Source organism: Dyadobacter sp. HNCC25DJ185 (genome assembly GCF_056895195.1).
In genome coordinates, this window is record NZ_JBXHAR010000006.1 from 442,244 (window position 1) to 458,450 (window position 16,207).

Consider the following 16,207-nt stretch of genomic DNA (forward strand, 5'->3'; position numbering starts at 1 on the left):
AAGAAATGAAATTCAATAAAATAGTTGCGTTTATTGCAGGTGTGGCTCTGCTTTCTTCTTGTGAGTACCAGAAATACAATACCATTGAGCAGAAGGATTTGAACAAAGGAAATCAGTACGTATATGGCGTCAGCCCTGATTCTTTACCTCGCCAGATGTCCTATAAGTATGATCCCAAGCCCGAATTGGATGCACGTGTGAATGATATCCGCGCAAAGTTATACGGCGGAGGAACCAGTAGTGCGGTTGTAAAGCAATAAACTTATTTTATCATAGATTCTAAAGATATCCTCATTCCGATGGGGATATCTTTTTTTTGCAACATGGTTTCTGCCTGATTGAACAATTTCAATATCACTGTGGCCATATAATCCTCCTGGCCCGAATCCATTGAATAACCCGGTTGTGACAATTGAACATTTTTAATTTACTTTACGTATTCAAGACTTGTTAAAACCAAGTTTCCCGGAAAAAACACGCAATTTAAAGTACACAAAAACATGAATATAGCATTGGTAACCGGCTCAGCCGGACTAATTGGAAGTGAATCGGTTGCTTTTTTAGCTGATAAATTTGATCTGGTCATTGGTGTTGATAACAATCTTAGGGAGTATTTTTTCGGTGCCGACGGAAATACGGAATGGAACCGCAATAGAATTCAGGATGCGTTTGGCAACTACAAACATTATTCTGCCGACATCCGTGAAGCAAGCCAGCTTGAACCCATTTTTAAGGAGTATGGCAGCGACATCAAAATGATCGTTCACGCAGCCGCGCAGCCAAGCCACGACTGGGCCGCCCGCGAACCGTTTACAGATTTCGGCGTAAATGCGGTAGGTACTTTGAACATGCTCGAAATGACACGCCTGCACGCTCCTGAGGCTGTATTTATATTTACCTCAACCAATAAGGTTTATGGCGATAACCCCAACTATCTTCCCCTCGTTGAGCTGGAAACACGCTGGGAAATCGATGAAAACCACCCTTATTTCGCCAATGGTATCGACGAAAGTCACAGTATCGACCATACCAAACATTCCATCTTCGGTGCTTCTAAAGTAGCGGCGGACATCATGGTACAGGAATACGGGCGTTACTTCGGGATGAAAACTGCGGTTTTCCGCGGCGGCTGCCTTACCGGGCCCAACCATTCAGGAGCACAACTGCACGGCTTCCTGGCTTACCTCATGAAATGCGCGATCACCGGTAACCACTACACGATCTTTGGTTACAAAGGAAAACAGGTCCGCGATAATATCCACAGCCACGATCTGGTGAATATGTTCTGGCATTTCTATCAAAACCCACGTCCGGGCGAAGTTTACAATGCAGGCGGAGGGCGGTTTGCCAACTGTTCTATGCTCGAAGCGATCGCTTTGTGCGAGCAGATCACGGGGAACAAACTTTCTTACTCTTATTCCGAAACAAACCGCATCGGCGACCATATCTGGTACGTAAGCGATTTGTCCAAATTTAAATCCCATTATCCCACCTGGAATTGGGAATATGGCTTGGTTGAAACCCTTACGCAGATCCACGACGGAATTTCCTCCCGGCTCGGAGTAAAAACGGTTTAAATCATTTTAAGATCTCCGAAAATATATAACTTCGGAGATCTTATACCTTTTCTCCATGCCAGAAAGCTTTGTTATCATCATTCCTCAATTTAATGACTGGGAGGCGCTGAACCTTCTGATTCAAAAGATCAATACAGATCTTGAGGCGACGATAAAAGAAAACACCACCCTGCTGATTGTTGACGACTGCTCATCCAAAAAAAGAGGCCAGCCACTTGCCCCATTTGGCGGCCAGGAAATCAAGGTTCTTAGTTTATATAGAAACCTTGGGCACCAGAAAGCGATTGCAATCGGCCTTTCTTACGTAGCCGAACATCTGCCTGCCGATAAGGTTATTGTCATGGATGCCGACGGAGAAGATGCGCCCTCGGATATCAACAAGCTTGCTGCCAAGTCACTGACCGCGCCTGACAAGATCATTTTCGCTGAGCGCAATAAACGCACAGAAAGCCTGATGTTCCGGTCATTTTATAAGATTTATAAACTGGTTTTCAAATTGCTGACCGGCAAACTGATCACATTCGGAAATTTTAGCCTCATCCCGCAAAGCTGCCTGCAAAATCTCGTGCGTGTTTCTGAGATCTGGAATAATTACCCCGGAGGCATTATCAAATCCCGGATACCATACGATTCCGTTTCAACAAACCGTGCGAAACGTCTTGCTGGTGAAAGCAAGATGAACTTTGTGTCCCTGGTATTGCACGGACTCAGTGCTATATCAGTAATGGTGGATACCACCGCGGTAAGGATTCTGATCTTTTCCATCATGATGTCCGGCCTGGCGATTCTGTTTATTTTCATCATCCTGTTCCTCAAACTGACCGGTAACGCCACCCCTGGCTGGGCGTCGACATTGGGCAGCACATTGATAATCCTGATGGTCCAGTCGTTCCTGATCTCCCTCTTTCTGGTGTTTATGGTCTTGCAATACCGTTCGCAGCAACATTTTATCCCAGCCGTCCACTACCGCGATTTTGTGGAAAAAGTAGAGACATTCAGCTGACCGTATGATTTCATTCGATAATTCCCCGACGGTATACTGGTTCTTGGGCTATATATTGGCTGGAATTGTCGTTTTATCGGGTAATTACAAGCGCATACCTACATTCGCTTACCTGATCATCTGCATACTGCTGCTGGCATTCATGCGGCTTCCGGTGATCGTCTTCAACAGAGAACTGAATGTAGACGAGAGCCAGATGCTCAGTCACGCCATCACCCTCTTTCAGGATCCTGTTTACTGGCGTTCGGTTGATGGGACGACCATTGGCCCGCTTGACAATTATCTTTTACTTATTCCAAAATTTCTCGGCCTCCAGATCAATTATTCCTCCGGGAGATTGATGGGCCTGCTATGTACAACCGGTTCACTACTATTTCTTTTTTTTACTTTAAAAAATTGGTTCGGCACCGCTACGGCACGGCTTACAATTGTTCTTCCTCTGCTCTTCCTTGCTTTTACCCAGGAACTTGATTTCGTCCACAATTCCAGTGAGCAGCTTCCAGTATTTCTTTTGTCACTGAATATCTGGCTGCTTTCAAGGTTCAATGATACTCAGGCGGGGTTCAGGCCCAACGCTTACTGTATTGGCTTTGTGGCAGGTACTATTCCGTTTGCTAAATTACAGGCAGTACCTCAAGCGATGGTTATTGCATTGGCGGCAGGTTGGTTTTGCTATCTTTATTTGCGTCGTACCAGGGATTTTGCACCAATGGTTTTACTGGTACTGGGAGGCCTGACTTTCCCGGTCCTGGTTCTTGTATGGACGCTTGCGTTTGGTGTTTTTAGAGATTTGGTCGACTTCTATATTTTGGGAAATGCAATCTATGCAGGCGGCAGCGGTCTGGCCGGAATTCCAGGCAAGTTCATAAAAATAGTTGGGCTTACAACTGATTTTCAAATATTTACAATAGCAGCCCTGATTCCAGTATTGTTCGGAATGATCCGATTTATTCAGTCGATACAAAAAAAAGAGGGTGACTTTGCCGTACCGGTTATCATCTGGCTATTTTCCCTTTCAAGTATTTACGCGGTAACCAAATCAGGCAACGACTTTATACATTACCTCAATTTCTGCATCCTCCCTTGGGCGCTTCTGGCCGGATATGGTTTGCGCAAAATGAGCAGGTGGGCTATGCTGTTTCCTGCTATTATCCTGATCTGGTTTGGTGGTAACGATGCGCTTTCCTTTGTGAAAGCCCGAAAATTAAACGATTTCTATTCTGTGAACGCCACGCAGCTCGCCCAAAGCCCCGTCGTGTCAGAACTCAAAAAATTCAGTAAAAAAGGCGACTATATGGTCGTCTGGGGTTGGCAATGCACTTATTACGTAGAAGCGCAGCTCGCGCAGGGAACTGCTGAAAATCATTCGGAACGCTCTATATTCGGGCACCCCATGCAGGACGTATACCGCCGCCGATATCTGAGTGATATGGAAAGGACAAGGCCTGCATTCGTGTTGGATGCCGTAGGGAAAAACAGCTTCTGGGTACAAAACAAAACAACTCAGGGCATCAAAAGTTACCCTGAGTTGTATCAATATATTCTTAAAAACTACACTTTTGGCGGAAGCTTCGATGATACCCGGCTTTATATCAGGAAAGACCGGGCTGAATCACGATAATATATCGGTCCTTTCTATGCTAGCTTCTGCCTGCAGTAAGTCGTTTAAGGTCGTTTTGTCCAATACGGCAAGGTTTGCGTCCCGCCATTTTTCGAGTACCAACCTTAGGCTGCAGGACTCCTCGTCTTTGCAATCATCACATCTCCCATAAAAAAACATAGAAACGCAGAGAGCTGGTGCAATGGGTCCGTCAATAATCCGGAGCACTTTCGAGAAATTAACTTCACCCGGAGGTACCCTCAACAAATAGCCCCCACCTTTACCTTTTTGGCTTTGCAACACACCGTTATTTCGAAGGTCCAATAAAATCGCCTCCAGAAATTTCTTCGGAATCTTCTCTTTTTCAGCAATATAGGAAATGAGTACAGGACCTTTTCCGTACTGCTCCGCCAAAACTTTTAAGGCCTTCAGGGCATATTTAGCTTTTTTTGAAATCATTGTTGATCAAATGTACTTTTAGGGGGGAATTAGTATGCGTAAAAATGGATTCGTTCCGGACTCTTTTCCAGGTGATTAATTCTAAATATCGAACTTTTACGGGAAAATCATATTATTTCCAAAACATAAAATATCTTATCAATAATTCCCCGGACCAAAAAAGTGCGTGCTATGTTAATTCCTCGGCGGCTTTCCGCCATTGAGCAATCCCTGCATTCTTTCCAGTGTTTTCTTTTCTCCGCAGAGCGATAAAAATGCTTCACGCTCCAGGTCGAGCAGATATTGTTCGGTTACGTTTTGCGCATAGCTCAAATCGCCTCCATTGATCACATAAGCCATCTTATTGGCGATTTTGGCGTCATGGTCCGAAATGTAATTTGCAATGCGCATTTGCGCAATGCCCGCCATAAAAAGCGCTATGCCGGTTTTTCCCTGGACTTTGATATCTGTCCGCTGTTTGGGCTGGGTATATCCATTATCTGCCAGTTCCATCGCAGCCTGTTTTGCTTCCGCAATCAGCCTTGAGCGGTTGAGGACAATCTGGTCCTTATCCTGCAGATAATTCATTTCGCGGGCTTCCTGAGCGGAAGTGGAGACCTTGGCCTGGGCAATGTTCATGAAGGCAGTCTGAAGAATATTAAGTTCCGGGTCACCTGCCTGGTACATATCCGAACATCTGAGGGCCATTTCTTTCGTTCCGCCCCCGGCCGGGATCAGTCCAACACCAAATTCTACCAAGCCAATATAAGTTTCCGCATGCGCCACTACCTTATCCGCATGCAGGTTAAGCTCACAACCCCCGCCCAATGCAAGCGTATGAGGGGCAGTAACCACCGGAATTGAGGAATACCGGGCACGCATCATGGTCTGCTGGAACTGAGCGATAACCATATTAATCTCGTCGAACTCCTGCTCGATCGCGTACATAAACAGCATTGCCAGGTTCGCTCCGGCCGAAAATGCCTCACTGGATTCATTTCCGATCACCAGGCCACGAAAATCTTTCTCTGCGATACCGATACTTTTCTGGATACCTTCGATGACCTCGGAACCCATCGTGTTCATCTTCGATTTGAATTCCAGGTTCAGGATGCCGTCGCCCAAGTCGTACAGGTTCGCGCCTGCATTTTTCCAGACAATTTTGTCAGATAGGTTACTCAGCAAAATGAAGCTATCCTGTCCGGGAATCTTCTTGTAAGATTTGGTAGGGATGTCATAGTATAACCTCGCTCCCTTGTCAACTTTATAAAAAGACTCATTCCCCGCATCAACCATTTCATAAACCCATGCAGCCGGGTTCTGATTCAGGCTTTCCATGATACTCAGCATGTTCTTCACGCCAATAGCATCCCAGGTTTCAAAAAGGCCATATTGCCATCCAAAGCCTGCCGCAATTGCCTGGTCTATCCTGAAGATTTCATCTGAGATTTCAGGTATACGGAAACTGGCGTATCTGAACACATCCGCGAATGTTTTTCTATAGAATTCACCTGCCTTATCCTCTCCAGCGAGCAATACAGGGAACCTCTTCCAAACGTCCCCAATCGTTTTGGTGCCTTCCAAGGTTGCAAACTTTACTTTCTCAGAAGGCCTGTATTCCAATGTTTTGAAGTCCAGTGCAAGAATAACCGACTTACCTTTTTCGTCTTTGATCTTCTTGTAAAAACCCTGGCCGCTTTTGTCCCCGAGCCATTTGTTATCGAACAGCGTTTGCATAATCGGCGGCAGGGCAAATGCATCTCGCGACTCGTCGGTACCTTCTCCAGAGGCATATAAGTTACTGGCGACATGAACGGTCGTGTCCAAACCGACCACATCCGAGAGCCGGTAGGTACCCGATTTGGGCCGCCCGGCAACCGGGCCCGACAATTTATCAACTTCATCCACGGACAGGCCCATTTCTTCCGCCACCCGGATGGTTTGTATCAATGCATAAATTCCAAGACGATTGGCTATAAAGCCCGGGGTATCCTTACACAAAACGGTTGTTTTGCCCAAAAAGAGATCTCCGTAATGCATCAGGAAATCGGTTACACTTTTGTCCGTTTCGACGGTAGGAATGATTTCGAGCAGACGGAGATATCTCGGCGGATTAAAAAAGTGGGTCCCGCAGAAATTTTTCCTGAAATCTTCGCTGCGCCCTTCGGCCATTAAATGGATCGGGATTCCGGAGGTATTGGAAGTGATCAGAGTGCCGGGTTTGCGCAATGCATCCACTTTTTCATAAAGGCTCCGTTTAATATCCAGCCTTTCCACCACGACTTCGATCACCCAATCATAGTTTTTGATATCCGCCAGGTTATCGTCAAAATTCCCCAATTTGATCCTTGATGCAAATGCAGGGCTGTAAAGTGAGGCTGGCGTTGCCTTTAAAGTCTGCTGAAATGAATCATTGACAATCCGGTTGCGAAAGGCCGGATGTTCAGTTGAAATGCCCTTTGCTTTTTCCGCTTCTGAAAGTTCTTTCGGGACAATATCGAGCAACAAAACTTCTACGCCGATATTGGCAAAATGGCAAGCTATCCTCGACCCCATGATTCCTGAGCCCAAAACAGCAACTTTACGGATTGAACGATTCATTTTTAAAAGTTTTGGTTTCTAGAATTCTTCTTCCACATCGCCGATATCGCCGGCCTTCAATTTCTGGTTTTCTTCTTCTACAAGCCTGTTGATATCCTTGATCACTTCAAAAAAAGTAACCAGCTTGTCCAGAGGAATTTTGTCCCTGATCATGGTATTAAAAGAAATGACTCCTTCGCGCGCCAGCTCCCGCTTTTCCTTTCCCAGTTCGGTTAATACGATCCTTACAAAACGTTTGTCGCTTTCACTGACCTCCCGTTTGATCAGGCCGCGTTCTTCCAGGTTTTTAAGCATCCGGACCAGGCTTCTGGGTTCCATGCCCAATAAGGGGGCGATTTTGGTCGCAGGAGTACCGTTTTCTATGTCAATATTCAGCAGGACATAGCCCACTGCCATGGTAGTGTCGAAACGAGCTGCATAGGCGTTGTACATTCTCGATATCGAATGCCAGGCCCATTTTATCTGGAAATCAATCGTTTTTTCCTTTCGCATCGCTTCAAAAACCCATGTATTTTCAAAAATGGCTTAGGCACAAATGTAAGAAAACGCACCAATATTATGCAAGCATACCATTTTCCGGGCAAAAAAAACGCATCGCCGGGTTCCTCGACGATGCGCTGAAAGAAGATACTTATTTCTCGCTGATCAGCTTATCCATTAAGCTGTTAAAATCAGAAACGAATTCATCATAATACTTGCCAGTCCCAGGACCCGAAAAGCCGGTATGTATCTCGCGGACTTTTCCTTTTCTGTCTATAAAAATGGTGGTGGGATAAGACATCACCTTGTTGAGCATGGGTAATGCTTTTGCGGTGGCTTCGTCGGTGTTGGTCCCTGCCAGCAAGATGGGATAATCGATATCAAAACGGTCGATCATTCTTTTGATCTTCGGATTCGCGATTTCAGGCTTATCCGAACGCTCGAATGAAAGGCCAATCATTTCTACCCCGCGGTCCTTGTTCTTCCGATACCAGGGTGCCATGAAATTGGTTTCGTCCATACAGTTGGGGCACCAAGAGCCCATGATCTGGATCACCACTGCCTTACCCTTGAATTTCGGGTCTTTCATTGACCATATTTTTCCATCAGAATCCGGGAAGGTAAAGTCCACCGTTTCAAAGCCTGGTTTCAAAAAGGTGAGTTTTGCCGCATCTGGCAGCGCAGCATTCGGATCTAGCCGCGCCTCCCAGGTTTTGTATGCTTTCACACCCGACCATAGTTGCCCTTTCAGCAAGCCGTTTTTCAGCACCGCAGCTTTGAAAAGCTTGGCATTGGAGCCGTCGAATGTGGATAAGTAAAGGCTGTCCCCGTTGACGCTGCCCGTCAGAAACCGATAATCTCCGGTGGATGTAAGAAACGACCCTGTAACGTCCGTCCCTGTCTGCTCAAAATTACCAACCGCCTGGGTAGAATCGCCTTTGTCATCTATAAAGTAAGTCATCCATTTGCCTGTCACATTATTGGTTGTCTTCGCCTCCCCTTCTTTAAAGAACTTATAGTGATCGCCTGCTTTTGCTTCAAATGGCAGTGCACCGGCTACCACTCCGTTTGCAATGCGGTAATACACCCCCTTCATCGCTTCCGGCTCAGCCTTTGCCACAATTTTTGCATCAAAAAGCTGCATAGGGATAACAATAGAATCGTTTTCAAAATAGGCTGAATCAAGCTTCAGTTTTTCGGCCCCGTTCAGGGCGAAAACGGTATAGGTTTTGCCGTCCGGATTTTTTGAAATGTCAAGAAGAAGAGGGAGTTCCTGATGGTCCCGGCTCAGTGTTGCACGCCATATCCCATTTTTCAATGTGGTTTCGGTCGACGATTTACAACCCATTTGAATTAAACAAAACAGGGTTGCCGCAGCAGAAATAATTAATCTCATAAACAGTGAATTAGCATGGATACGTTAATGTAGCGAGAAAATTAAATACTTTATTACCGGTGATTCCTACGCATTAAAATTGCTAAGTTTGTAACTGCCTCCCGGCAAAAATAAGTTCCTGCTACATTGTTTTTAACAGATGGATCCACAAAGTACTTACCATGAGCCTGTGATGCTGCAGGAGTGCCTTGAAGGACTTCAGATACAACCCGACGGCATATATGTGGATGTTACCTTCGGCGGCGGCGGACATTCGAGGGCGATCCTGGATAAACTGACAACCGGCAGGTTATTGGTATTCGATCAGGACCCGGACGCCGCAGCCAATGCAGAAGAATTCAAAAACGATTCAAGATTTACATTTATCGCCGCCAATTTCAGGCATTTGAAACGTTACCTGAAATTACATAAGGCTTCAAAAGTAAATGGTATCCTGGCCGACCTCGGCGTTTCGTCGCACCAGATCAACACACCTGAGAGGGGCTTTTCCACACGTTTCGATGCAGACCTGGACATGAGGATGAACCCTGCAAGCGAAAAAACAGCCCGGGAAGTGATCAATACCAGATCATCGGGAGAACTACAGCGGATATTGGGCATGTATGGTGAAGTGATCAATGCGAAGACTGCCGCAGAGGCCATTTTCTCTGCCCGGCACAATTCGCAGATTGAAACGGTGAACGAGCTGAAAGATATCTTGATGCGCTATGCCCCGAAACACCGCGAGAACAAATATTTCGCGCAGGTTTTTCAGGCCCTGAGGATTGAGGTCAATGATGAGCTCAGTGTATTGGAAGAGTTTTTGACGCAAGCTCCCGAGGTATTGGAAGTCGGTGGCAGACTGGTGGTGATGTCTTATCATTCACTGGAAGACCGCCTGGTGAAGAATTTCATCCAAAAAGGGAAGTTTTACGGTGAAGTAGAAAAAGACTTTTATGGCAATGAGATCAAACCCATGAGAAGCATCACCCGGAAGCCGGTGGAAGCCACATCCGAAGAGGTGGCAGCCAATCCAAGGGCGAGAAGCGCTAAACTGCGGGTTGCCGAAAAAATATAGCCAGAACACACATGAAAATAAATGACCAAAAGTATGGCGGAAAATAAGCGAAGACCCAAACCCATTCCTCCAAAACCTCCCAAACGCAAAAGGGAATATCATTTATTCAACTGGCTGAATAAATTCCTCCCATTGGACCGCGTTTTCGGCGAAAACCTGCCGGGCCAGGAAGAGCGTCTGCCGGTCAAATACTTCTATTACTTCGGCTGGATTGTGATCTTGCTGGTTGCTTATGAACGGATCGGGTTCCAATCTGAGCAATATGTACGAAACAGCATTAAGCTCAAAAAAGAAGTGGATGACCTCCGTGCAGAATATACCTCAATCCATTCGGAATATATGAAAAGCCGGAAGCAGTCGGTCGTGATCGAAAAGGTGAAATCCGAAGGACTGGAAGAGAATCTGGCCCCTCCCAAAAAAATCCATGTCAAGGACGAAGAAGAAGACTAGCCCATCATGAAGAACGAAATCGAGAGTGGTCAAAACAACAAGAAAGCCCTGATCGCCCGCGCCAGGACTGTCGGTTGGATGCTTTTTTTACTGGCTGTCCTGGTCTTTGCAAAATTGATCCGGGTACAGTACTACGATAAATTCAAAGGCAAAACCTGGGCCGAATACTCCGTCAAAAATGACCTGAAGCTGGATACGATCCCGGCGATGCGCGGTAATATTTATTCCAATGACAATAGTCTGCTGGCCACGTCACTTCCCTATTATTTCATCGGACTGGACACAAAAACATCCGACTCTGCCTATTTCTACGATCATGTGGACGAGTTGGCATCACTGCTTGCTCGTAGTTTTCATGAGAACACCGAAGCGGGATATCGCAGGAAAATCATCAGTTACAGAGTAAGCAAAAGCAAACGCTACCTGAGGCTCAAAAGCAAAGAGATAAGCCATCTGGACCGCGAAAAAATCAAGAAATGGCCTTTTTTTGCCAAAAGCCGGAAAGGCGGGGGCGGCAAATTTGAAACCATTTACAAACGCTATAAGCCTTTCAGTCCGATGGCCGACAGGACCATTGGCGGCATTGATGCAAAAAGCGGAAGAGGCTATATCGGGCTTGAAGCCAGCTTTGATAAGAAGCTTGAAGGTAAATCGGGAATTGGCTGGGTGGAAATGGTTGAAAGCGGGATCAAAATACCGGTGGGCGACGCGTTGAATGTGCAGCCAGAGGCTGGCCGCGATATTTATACTACCCTGGATATGAATTACCAGGATATGGCGGAGATGGCATTGCGTGAAAAATTGATGGAAATGGACGCTGATTTCGGCTCCGTGATCATCATGGAAGTGAAAACCGGGGAAATCAGAGCAATGGCTAACCTTACCAAGCGAGGGGAAAATCAGTACATCGAAGATTTCAATTATGCCCTGGCGGGCAGCAATGATCCCGGATCGACTTTTAAGCTGGCAACCATGATGGCTTTGCTCGAAGAGACGCATATAGACCCCGACAAGGTCATGGTAAATACCGGTACCGGCGCGTTTCCATTTCGAAATCACATGATCAAAGATGCGCACAGGGGCGGATTCGGAAATATCACCGTTTCGGAAGTGCTCGAGAAGTCATCCAATATTGGCATTGTAAAGCTCATGCTCAAGTATTTTGCCAACAAGCCCGACAAATATCTTTCTTACCTCAAACAGTTCCACCTCACCTCCCCTACAGGAATCCACATGAAGGGAGAAAAGCCGCCCGTGATCCGCGACCGCACATCCAAACATTGGAGCGGTTATTCGCTTTATTTTATGGCACATGGTTACGAAATGCAAATGACCCCATTGCAAACCCTCGCATTGTATAATGCCGTTGCAAATGACGGCTATTGGGTACGGCCGATGATCGTGAAGGAAATAAGGAATGCAGAAGGGGTAGAAGATAAAATACCGCCATACGTGGAGGATAAGCCTATTTGCTCTCCCGAAACAATTAAAAAAGTAAAGAAAATGCTGGAAGGCGTTGTGAACAGCGGTCTGGCCAAACATATCAAGAGCAACTACTATCAGATCGCCGGAAAAACCGGAACTGCCCGAAAACTGATCAATGGCGTTTACACGGAAGGCAAAAACTATACTTCCTTTGCAGGATACTTTCCGGCTGATAAACCGAAATATAGTTGTATCGTCATTATCGACAATCCGAAAAGCTCGGGCGCAGATTACACACGGTACGCAGGAAGCGTGGCAGCGCCTGTATTCAAGAAGGTCGCCGATAGAATTTATGCCTACGATGTAGCCATTCAAAAACCGGTGCAGGACACTATTCCCGAGGATGCCAAAGATGTGAAATGGGCCGGTAAGACTTCCGACCTGCAGATCATCAGCCAAGAATTAAAGCTTACTGCGGTTCCCGAAGAAACCGAATATGCTGCTGCTTCGCTTTATAAAAAGGGAAAAACAAACTGGCAATCACGCAATGTAAGCCTGCGCGACGTGCCTAATCTGCAGGGAATGGCGATGCGCGATGCATTGTACATTCTTGAAAACAAAGGTTTCCAGGTTACTTTCCGTGGCTCAGGTAAAGTGGTGGAACAATCGATACCGCCCGGTAATAATGAAACTGGCGCAAAAAAGATCCTTTTAACATTACAGTAATTCCATTTATGGAAATCAATCAAGAAAAAACCCTGGCAAGTCTGCTGGAAGAAGTGAAGGATGCAGCGCTATTTGGCTCCACGGACATTGTCATAAAAAGTATCATTCTGGATTCGAGAAAAATCCTGCCAGGAAGTTTGTTCGTTGCGCTAAGAGGAACACAAACCGATGGTCACCAATACATTAAAACCGCAACAGACCTGGGGGCTGCGGCAATTCTTTGTGAAGAGCTGCCGGAAAAGACGACCACCGGCATCACTTACATTCAGGTTCCCGATTCCGCAGAAGCAATGGGTTACATCGCCTCCGCATTCTATGGTCATCCTTCCAGAAGCCTGACTCTAGTGGGCGTAACAGGTACAAACGGGAAAACTTCTGTAGCCACTTTTCTTTTCCAGCTGTTCAGGGCATTAGGTTACCGTTGCGGCCTCCTTTCTACCGTGCAAAATCAGATCGAAGACGAGGTTATTGCTTCAACCCACACTACCCCTGACTCCATTGCACTGAATCAGCTCCTGGCTCAAATGCTGGCGAAGAATTGCAGCCATGTTTTCATGGAGGTAAGCTCGCATGCAGTAGCCCAGCACCGCATTACCGGGTTGAAGTTTGCAGGAGGGATTTTTACCAATATTACCCACGATCACCTGGATTTCCACAAGACATTTGACAATTATGTCAAAGCCAAAAAAGGCTTTTTCGACGCCCTTCCCAAATCGGCCTTTGCGCTGGTCAACGTGGACGACCGCCGGGGCGCTGTTATGGTGCAGAATACCAACGCTAAAATAGAAACCTACTCACTTCAGACGCTGGCCACATTCAAAGGGAAAATAATCTCGGATACCTTGGCGGGCATGCACATGGAGATCAATCAGCAGGAGGTTTGGTTCAGGGTTATTGGACGGTTTAATGCTTACAACCTGCTTTCGGTTTATGGCGCTGCATTGTTGCTTGGCGAGAAAGCCGATGCGGTACTGACCGAACTGTCCAATCTGAAAAGCCCTCCCGGCAGGTTCGAGCAGTTTCATTCCTCAGACCATATCGTAGGCATTGTCGATTACGCACATACGCCCGACGCCCTGGAGAATGTACTGGAAACGATCAATCATTTGCGGAGCGGAAATGAAAAGGTCATTACGCTGGTGGGTTGCGGCGGAAACCGCGATGCCGGAAAAAGGCCGAAAATGGCAGCAATTGCATGTAAATACAGCAACCAGGTCATACTTACTTCGGATAACCCCCGTTTCGAAGACCCTTTGGATATCCTCGAACAAATGCAGAAAGGGGTCCCCCCCCTGGATTACAAAAAAACCAAGGTCATTGCCGATAGGCGCGAAGCCATTTTCAAAGCAGGGCTTGAAGCAGAAGCCGGGGATATTATCCTGATCGCGGGAAAGGGACATGAAAATTATCAGGACATTAAAGGGGTAAAACATCACTTTGACGATAAAGAAGTTTTAATGGAGGTATTTGAAATGCGACATTCCAATTAAAAGTCGTCACGTCTTTTGCGTAATCTCTGAAAAAAACCAACTTTGCAGCCGTCACCCCAATAAGGTCTTACATGCTCTATTATTTATTCGAATATCTGGACAAGAATTTCAATGTCCCCGGTGCCGGGGTTTTTCAGTATATCTCGTTCCGGGCATTGGGCTCTACTGTTTTGTCCTTATTCATTGCTGCCACTTACGGGAAAACGATCATCAATTTTCTGAGGAGAAAGCAAATGGGTGAATCTATCCGCGATCTGGGTTTGGCCGGTCAAATGGAAAAAGCGGGAACACCTACCATGGGCGGCTTTATTATTCTGGCGTCACTTCTGATCCCTGTACTTCTCTTCGCAAAGCTAAGTAACGTATACATTGTCCTTCTGATCATCACCGCCATCTGGACCGGCATGATCGGGTTCCTGGATGATTATCTCAAGAAGTTTAAAAACAACAAAGATGGTCTCCACGGCAGATTTAAAATTGTGGGCCAGGTAGGTTTGGGATTAATCGTAGGCGTAACCCTTTCTTTCAACGACAATGTCAGGATACGGATTTACGACAAGCCTTTGCTAAGTTCCAATCTGGGTGAAATCCAGCGTTACCGAGATATCATCCATCCGACCGTTACGACCATCCCATTCACGAAAAACAATGAATTTGACTATAAGGCGCTGCTTTTCGGATTACCCGAAGAATACACTTGGATCATCTATACCATCGTGGCCATATTTATCATCACGGCGATTTCCAATGGAGCAAATATTACGGACGGAATCGATGGGCTCGCTGCGGGTGTTTCCGGCATTATTGCGCTGACGCTGGGTGTTCTGGCGTACTTGTCGGGTAATACCAAGTTCTCTCAGTATCTCAACATTATGTATATCCCCAATTCCGGGGAGTTGGTTATTTTTTGTGCAGCATTCATTGGGGCCTGTGTCGGGTTTTTATGGTACAATGCCTATCCAGCCCAGGTTTTTATGGGCGACACCGGAAGTTTGATGCTCGGGGGGGTTATTGCGGTGGTGGCGCTGGCCATACGCAAAGAATGGCTGATCCCAATCATGTGCGGAATTTTCATAGCCGAAAACCTCTCGGTCATCCTGCAAGTCAGCTATTTTAAATACACGAAGAATAAATACGGAGAAGGGAGAAGGATCTTTCTGATGTCGCCCCTACACCATCACTATCAGAAAAAGGGCATCCACGAATCGAAAATTGTAACGCGCTTTTGGATCGTAGGGATTATCCTGGCGATTTTGACGCTGGCTACGCTGAAATTGAGATAGAATGATTGTCACCCTTCGACTTCGCTCAGGGTGACAATGTTATTTTCAAGGCGGCGGCAGTATTACCTTCCAACCTGTTCGCTGTACCTCCTTGGATCGTACCCCTTCGCAAACAAGGGATATTGGTCAAAAATACGCCTTACTACGCTGCGATAGTGGTTATTTGAATTTTCAACGCCTTTAAAAATACCGGAAGCGTATCCTCTCCACACAACCTGGTCACTCTCTGCGTCGATCAGGGAAACAATTAACGTTCCCTTATCTAGTGCGTATTTAATCGGCTCATAGCGGAATCCGTCATTTTCCGTATCAACCCAATTTTTGATAACCGGCTGCATATAACCCTGATAGCGGAGGTTATCATAGAAGATCCCGTAATTTACAAGTAATGTAGGCTTGTCGGCGGTGAGCTTATATCCCCTCACCTGCATCTGACGACGGATCGCTTCATAAATTTCGGTGCAAAGATTATTGGTATCTCTCTCACATTCCAGAAACGTATACGAAGAGTAATCTTTAAAGTTGGTTTCGTAGCTATAATCATGCTCCACAAACACTTTTCTACCACTTGAGCAGCCCGCAATTATAGTTACCAATAGTACAGCGGAATAAGTTAAAATAGACCTCAGCATAAGCATTTAATTTGTCAGGTTATGAATAAAAATATATCAGAATGTATGA

General features: G+C 46.1%; 14 protein-coding genes. 9 read left to right on the forward strand and 5 right to left on the reverse strand.

Going from position 1 to position 16,207, the window contains the following annotated elements; all coding sequences use genetic code 11:
• The first annotated feature begins 5 nt into the window (after positions 1–5).
• The 4 genes from AC1XUF_RS19455 to AC1XUF_RS19470 all read left to right on the forward strand — a co-directional run bounded on the left by AC1XUF_RS19455 (position 6) and on the right by AC1XUF_RS19470 (position 4,201).
• Positions 6–260 carry a hypothetical protein gene (locus AC1XUF_RS19455; protein WP_483343489.1) on the forward strand — a complete coding sequence of 85 codons (255 nt, stop codon included), beginning with the start codon at positions 6–8 and terminating at the stop codon, positions 258–260.
• Positions 261–500: 240 nt separating this feature from the next.
• A complete protein-coding gene (locus AC1XUF_RS19460; protein WP_483343490.1) occupies positions 501–1,577 on the forward strand; it encodes an NAD-dependent epimerase/dehydratase family protein in 1,077 nt (358 codons plus the stop codon).
• A gap of 55 nt (positions 1,578–1,632) precedes the next feature.
• Positions 1,633–2,580 (forward strand): glycosyltransferase, encoded by a 948-nt coding sequence (locus AC1XUF_RS19465; protein ID WP_483343491.1) that lies wholly within the window; start codon positions 1,633–1,635, stop codon positions 2,578–2,580.
• A gap of 4 nt (positions 2,581–2,584) precedes the next feature.
• Complete coding sequence (locus AC1XUF_RS19470) at positions 2,585–4,201, forward strand: hypothetical protein (RefSeq protein ID WP_483343492.1); 1,617 nt, start codon at positions 2,585–2,587, stop codon at positions 4,199–4,201.
• On the opposite strand, the gene AC1XUF_RS19475 is transcribed toward AC1XUF_RS19470, so the two are convergent.
• From AC1XUF_RS19475 to AC1XUF_RS19490, 4 genes are all read right to left on the reverse strand, one after another.
• Positions 4,193–4,639 carry an RrF2 family transcriptional regulator gene (locus AC1XUF_RS19475; protein ID WP_483343493.1) on the reverse strand — a complete coding sequence of 149 codons (447 nt, stop codon included), beginning with the start codon at positions 4,637–4,639 and terminating at the stop codon, positions 4,193–4,195. The two genes, AC1XUF_RS19470 and AC1XUF_RS19475, sit on opposite strands and share 9 nt — an antisense overlap.
• Before the next feature lie 174 nt (positions 4,640–4,813).
• Positions 4,814–7,219 carry a 3-hydroxyacyl-CoA dehydrogenase/enoyl-CoA hydratase family protein gene (locus AC1XUF_RS19480; protein ID WP_483343494.1) on the reverse strand — a complete coding sequence of 802 codons (2,406 nt, stop codon included), beginning with the start codon at positions 7,217–7,219 and terminating at the stop codon, positions 4,814–4,816.
• Between the two features lie 18 nt (positions 7,220–7,237).
• Positions 7,238–7,711 carry a MarR family winged helix-turn-helix transcriptional regulator gene (locus tag AC1XUF_RS19485; protein ID WP_483343495.1) on the reverse strand — a complete coding sequence of 158 codons (474 nt, stop codon included), beginning with the start codon at positions 7,709–7,711 and terminating at the stop codon, positions 7,238–7,240.
• Positions 7,712–7,850: 139 nt separating this feature from the next.
• On the reverse strand, positions 7,851–9,095 hold the full coding sequence (locus tag AC1XUF_RS19490) for a peroxiredoxin family protein (RefSeq protein ID WP_483343496.1): 1,245 nt from the start codon (positions 9,093–9,095) through the stop codon (positions 7,851–7,853).
• 139 nt (positions 9,096–9,234) lie between these two features.
• Between AC1XUF_RS19490 and rsmH the strand changes: the two genes are divergently transcribed.
• From rsmH to mraY, 5 genes are all read left to right on the forward strand, one after another.
• The gene (gene rsmH, locus AC1XUF_RS19495) at positions 9,235–10,152 is read left to right on the forward strand and encodes a 16S rRNA (cytosine(1402)-N(4))-methyltransferase RsmH (protein ID WP_483343497.1); all 918 of its coding nucleotides are present in this window, start codon (positions 9,235–9,237) and stop codon (positions 10,150–10,152) included.
• Positions 10,153–10,185: 33 nt separating this feature from the next.
• Positions 10,186–10,602: an FtsL-like putative cell division protein gene (locus AC1XUF_RS19500; protein ID WP_483343498.1), complete on the forward strand. Its 417-nt coding sequence runs from the start codon at positions 10,186–10,188 to the stop codon at positions 10,600–10,602.
• A 6-nt stretch (positions 10,603–10,608) separates the two neighbouring features.
• Positions 10,609–12,753: a penicillin-binding protein gene (locus tag AC1XUF_RS19505; RefSeq protein ID WP_483343499.1), complete on the forward strand. Its 2,145-nt coding sequence runs from the start codon at positions 10,609–10,611 to the stop codon at positions 12,751–12,753.
• Positions 12,754–12,761: 8 nt separating this feature from the next.
• Entirely contained in the window at positions 12,762–14,243 is a 1,482-nt protein-coding gene (locus AC1XUF_RS19510; protein ID WP_483343500.1) for a UDP-N-acetylmuramoyl-L-alanyl-D-glutamate--2,6-diaminopimelate ligase, read from the forward strand.
• A 71-nt stretch (positions 14,244–14,314) separates the two neighbouring features.
• Positions 14,315–15,526 (forward strand): phospho-N-acetylmuramoyl-pentapeptide-transferase, encoded by a 1,212-nt coding sequence (gene mraY, locus AC1XUF_RS19515; protein WP_483343501.1) that lies wholly within the window; start codon positions 14,315–14,317, stop codon positions 15,524–15,526.
• A 62-nt stretch (positions 15,527–15,588) separates the two neighbouring features.
• On the opposite strand, the gene AC1XUF_RS19520 is transcribed toward mraY, so the two are convergent.
• Complete coding sequence (locus tag AC1XUF_RS19520) at positions 15,589–16,164, reverse strand: DUF4136 domain-containing protein (protein ID WP_483343502.1); 576 nt, start codon at positions 16,162–16,164, stop codon at positions 15,589–15,591.
• Positions 16,165–16,207 lie beyond the last annotated feature (43 nt).

Excerpts from the sequence above, each read along its gene's own strand:
- AC1XUF_RS19455 (WP_483343489.1), top strand. The coding sequence starts at position 6 with ATGAAATTCAATAAAATAGTTGCGTTTATTGCAGGTGTGGCTCTGCTT.
- AC1XUF_RS19460 (WP_483343490.1), top strand. The coding sequence starts at position 501 with ATGAATATAGCATTGGTAACCGGCTCAGCCGGACTAATTGGAAGTGAA.
- AC1XUF_RS19465 (WP_483343491.1), top strand. The coding sequence starts at position 1,633 with ATGCCAGAAAGCTTTGTTATCATCATTCCTCAATTTAATGACTGGGAG.
- AC1XUF_RS19470 (WP_483343492.1), top strand. The coding sequence starts at position 2,585 with ATGATTTCATTCGATAATTCCCCGACGGTATACTGGTTCTTGGGCTAT.
- AC1XUF_RS19475 (WP_483343493.1), bottom strand. The coding sequence starts at position 4,639 with ATGATTTCAAAAAAAGCTAAATATGCCCTGAAGGCCTTAAAAGTTTTG.
- AC1XUF_RS19480 (WP_483343494.1), bottom strand. The coding sequence starts at position 7,219 with ATGAATCGTTCAATCCGTAAAGTTGCTGTTTTGGGCTCAGGAATCATG.
- AC1XUF_RS19485 (WP_483343495.1), bottom strand. The coding sequence starts at position 7,711 with ATGCGAAAGGAAAAAACGATTGATTTCCAGATAAAATGGGCCTGGCAT.
- AC1XUF_RS19490 (WP_483343496.1), bottom strand. The coding sequence starts at position 9,095 with ATGAGATTAATTATTTCTGCTGCGGCAACCCTGTTTTGTTTAATTCAA.
- rsmH (WP_483343497.1), top strand. The coding sequence starts at position 9,235 with ATGGATCCACAAAGTACTTACCATGAGCCTGTGATGCTGCAGGAGTGC.
- AC1XUF_RS19500 (WP_483343498.1), top strand. The coding sequence starts at position 10,186 with ATGGCGGAAAATAAGCGAAGACCCAAACCCATTCCTCCAAAACCTCCC.
- AC1XUF_RS19505 (WP_483343499.1), top strand. The coding sequence starts at position 10,609 with ATGAAGAACGAAATCGAGAGTGGTCAAAACAACAAGAAAGCCCTGATC.
- AC1XUF_RS19510 (WP_483343500.1), top strand. The coding sequence starts at position 12,762 with ATGGAAATCAATCAAGAAAAAACCCTGGCAAGTCTGCTGGAAGAAGTG.
- mraY (WP_483343501.1), top strand. The coding sequence starts at position 14,315 with ATGCTCTATTATTTATTCGAATATCTGGACAAGAATTTCAATGTCCCC.
- AC1XUF_RS19520 (WP_483343502.1), bottom strand. The coding sequence starts at position 16,164 with ATGCTTATGCTGAGGTCTATTTTAACTTATTCCGCTGTACTATTGGTA.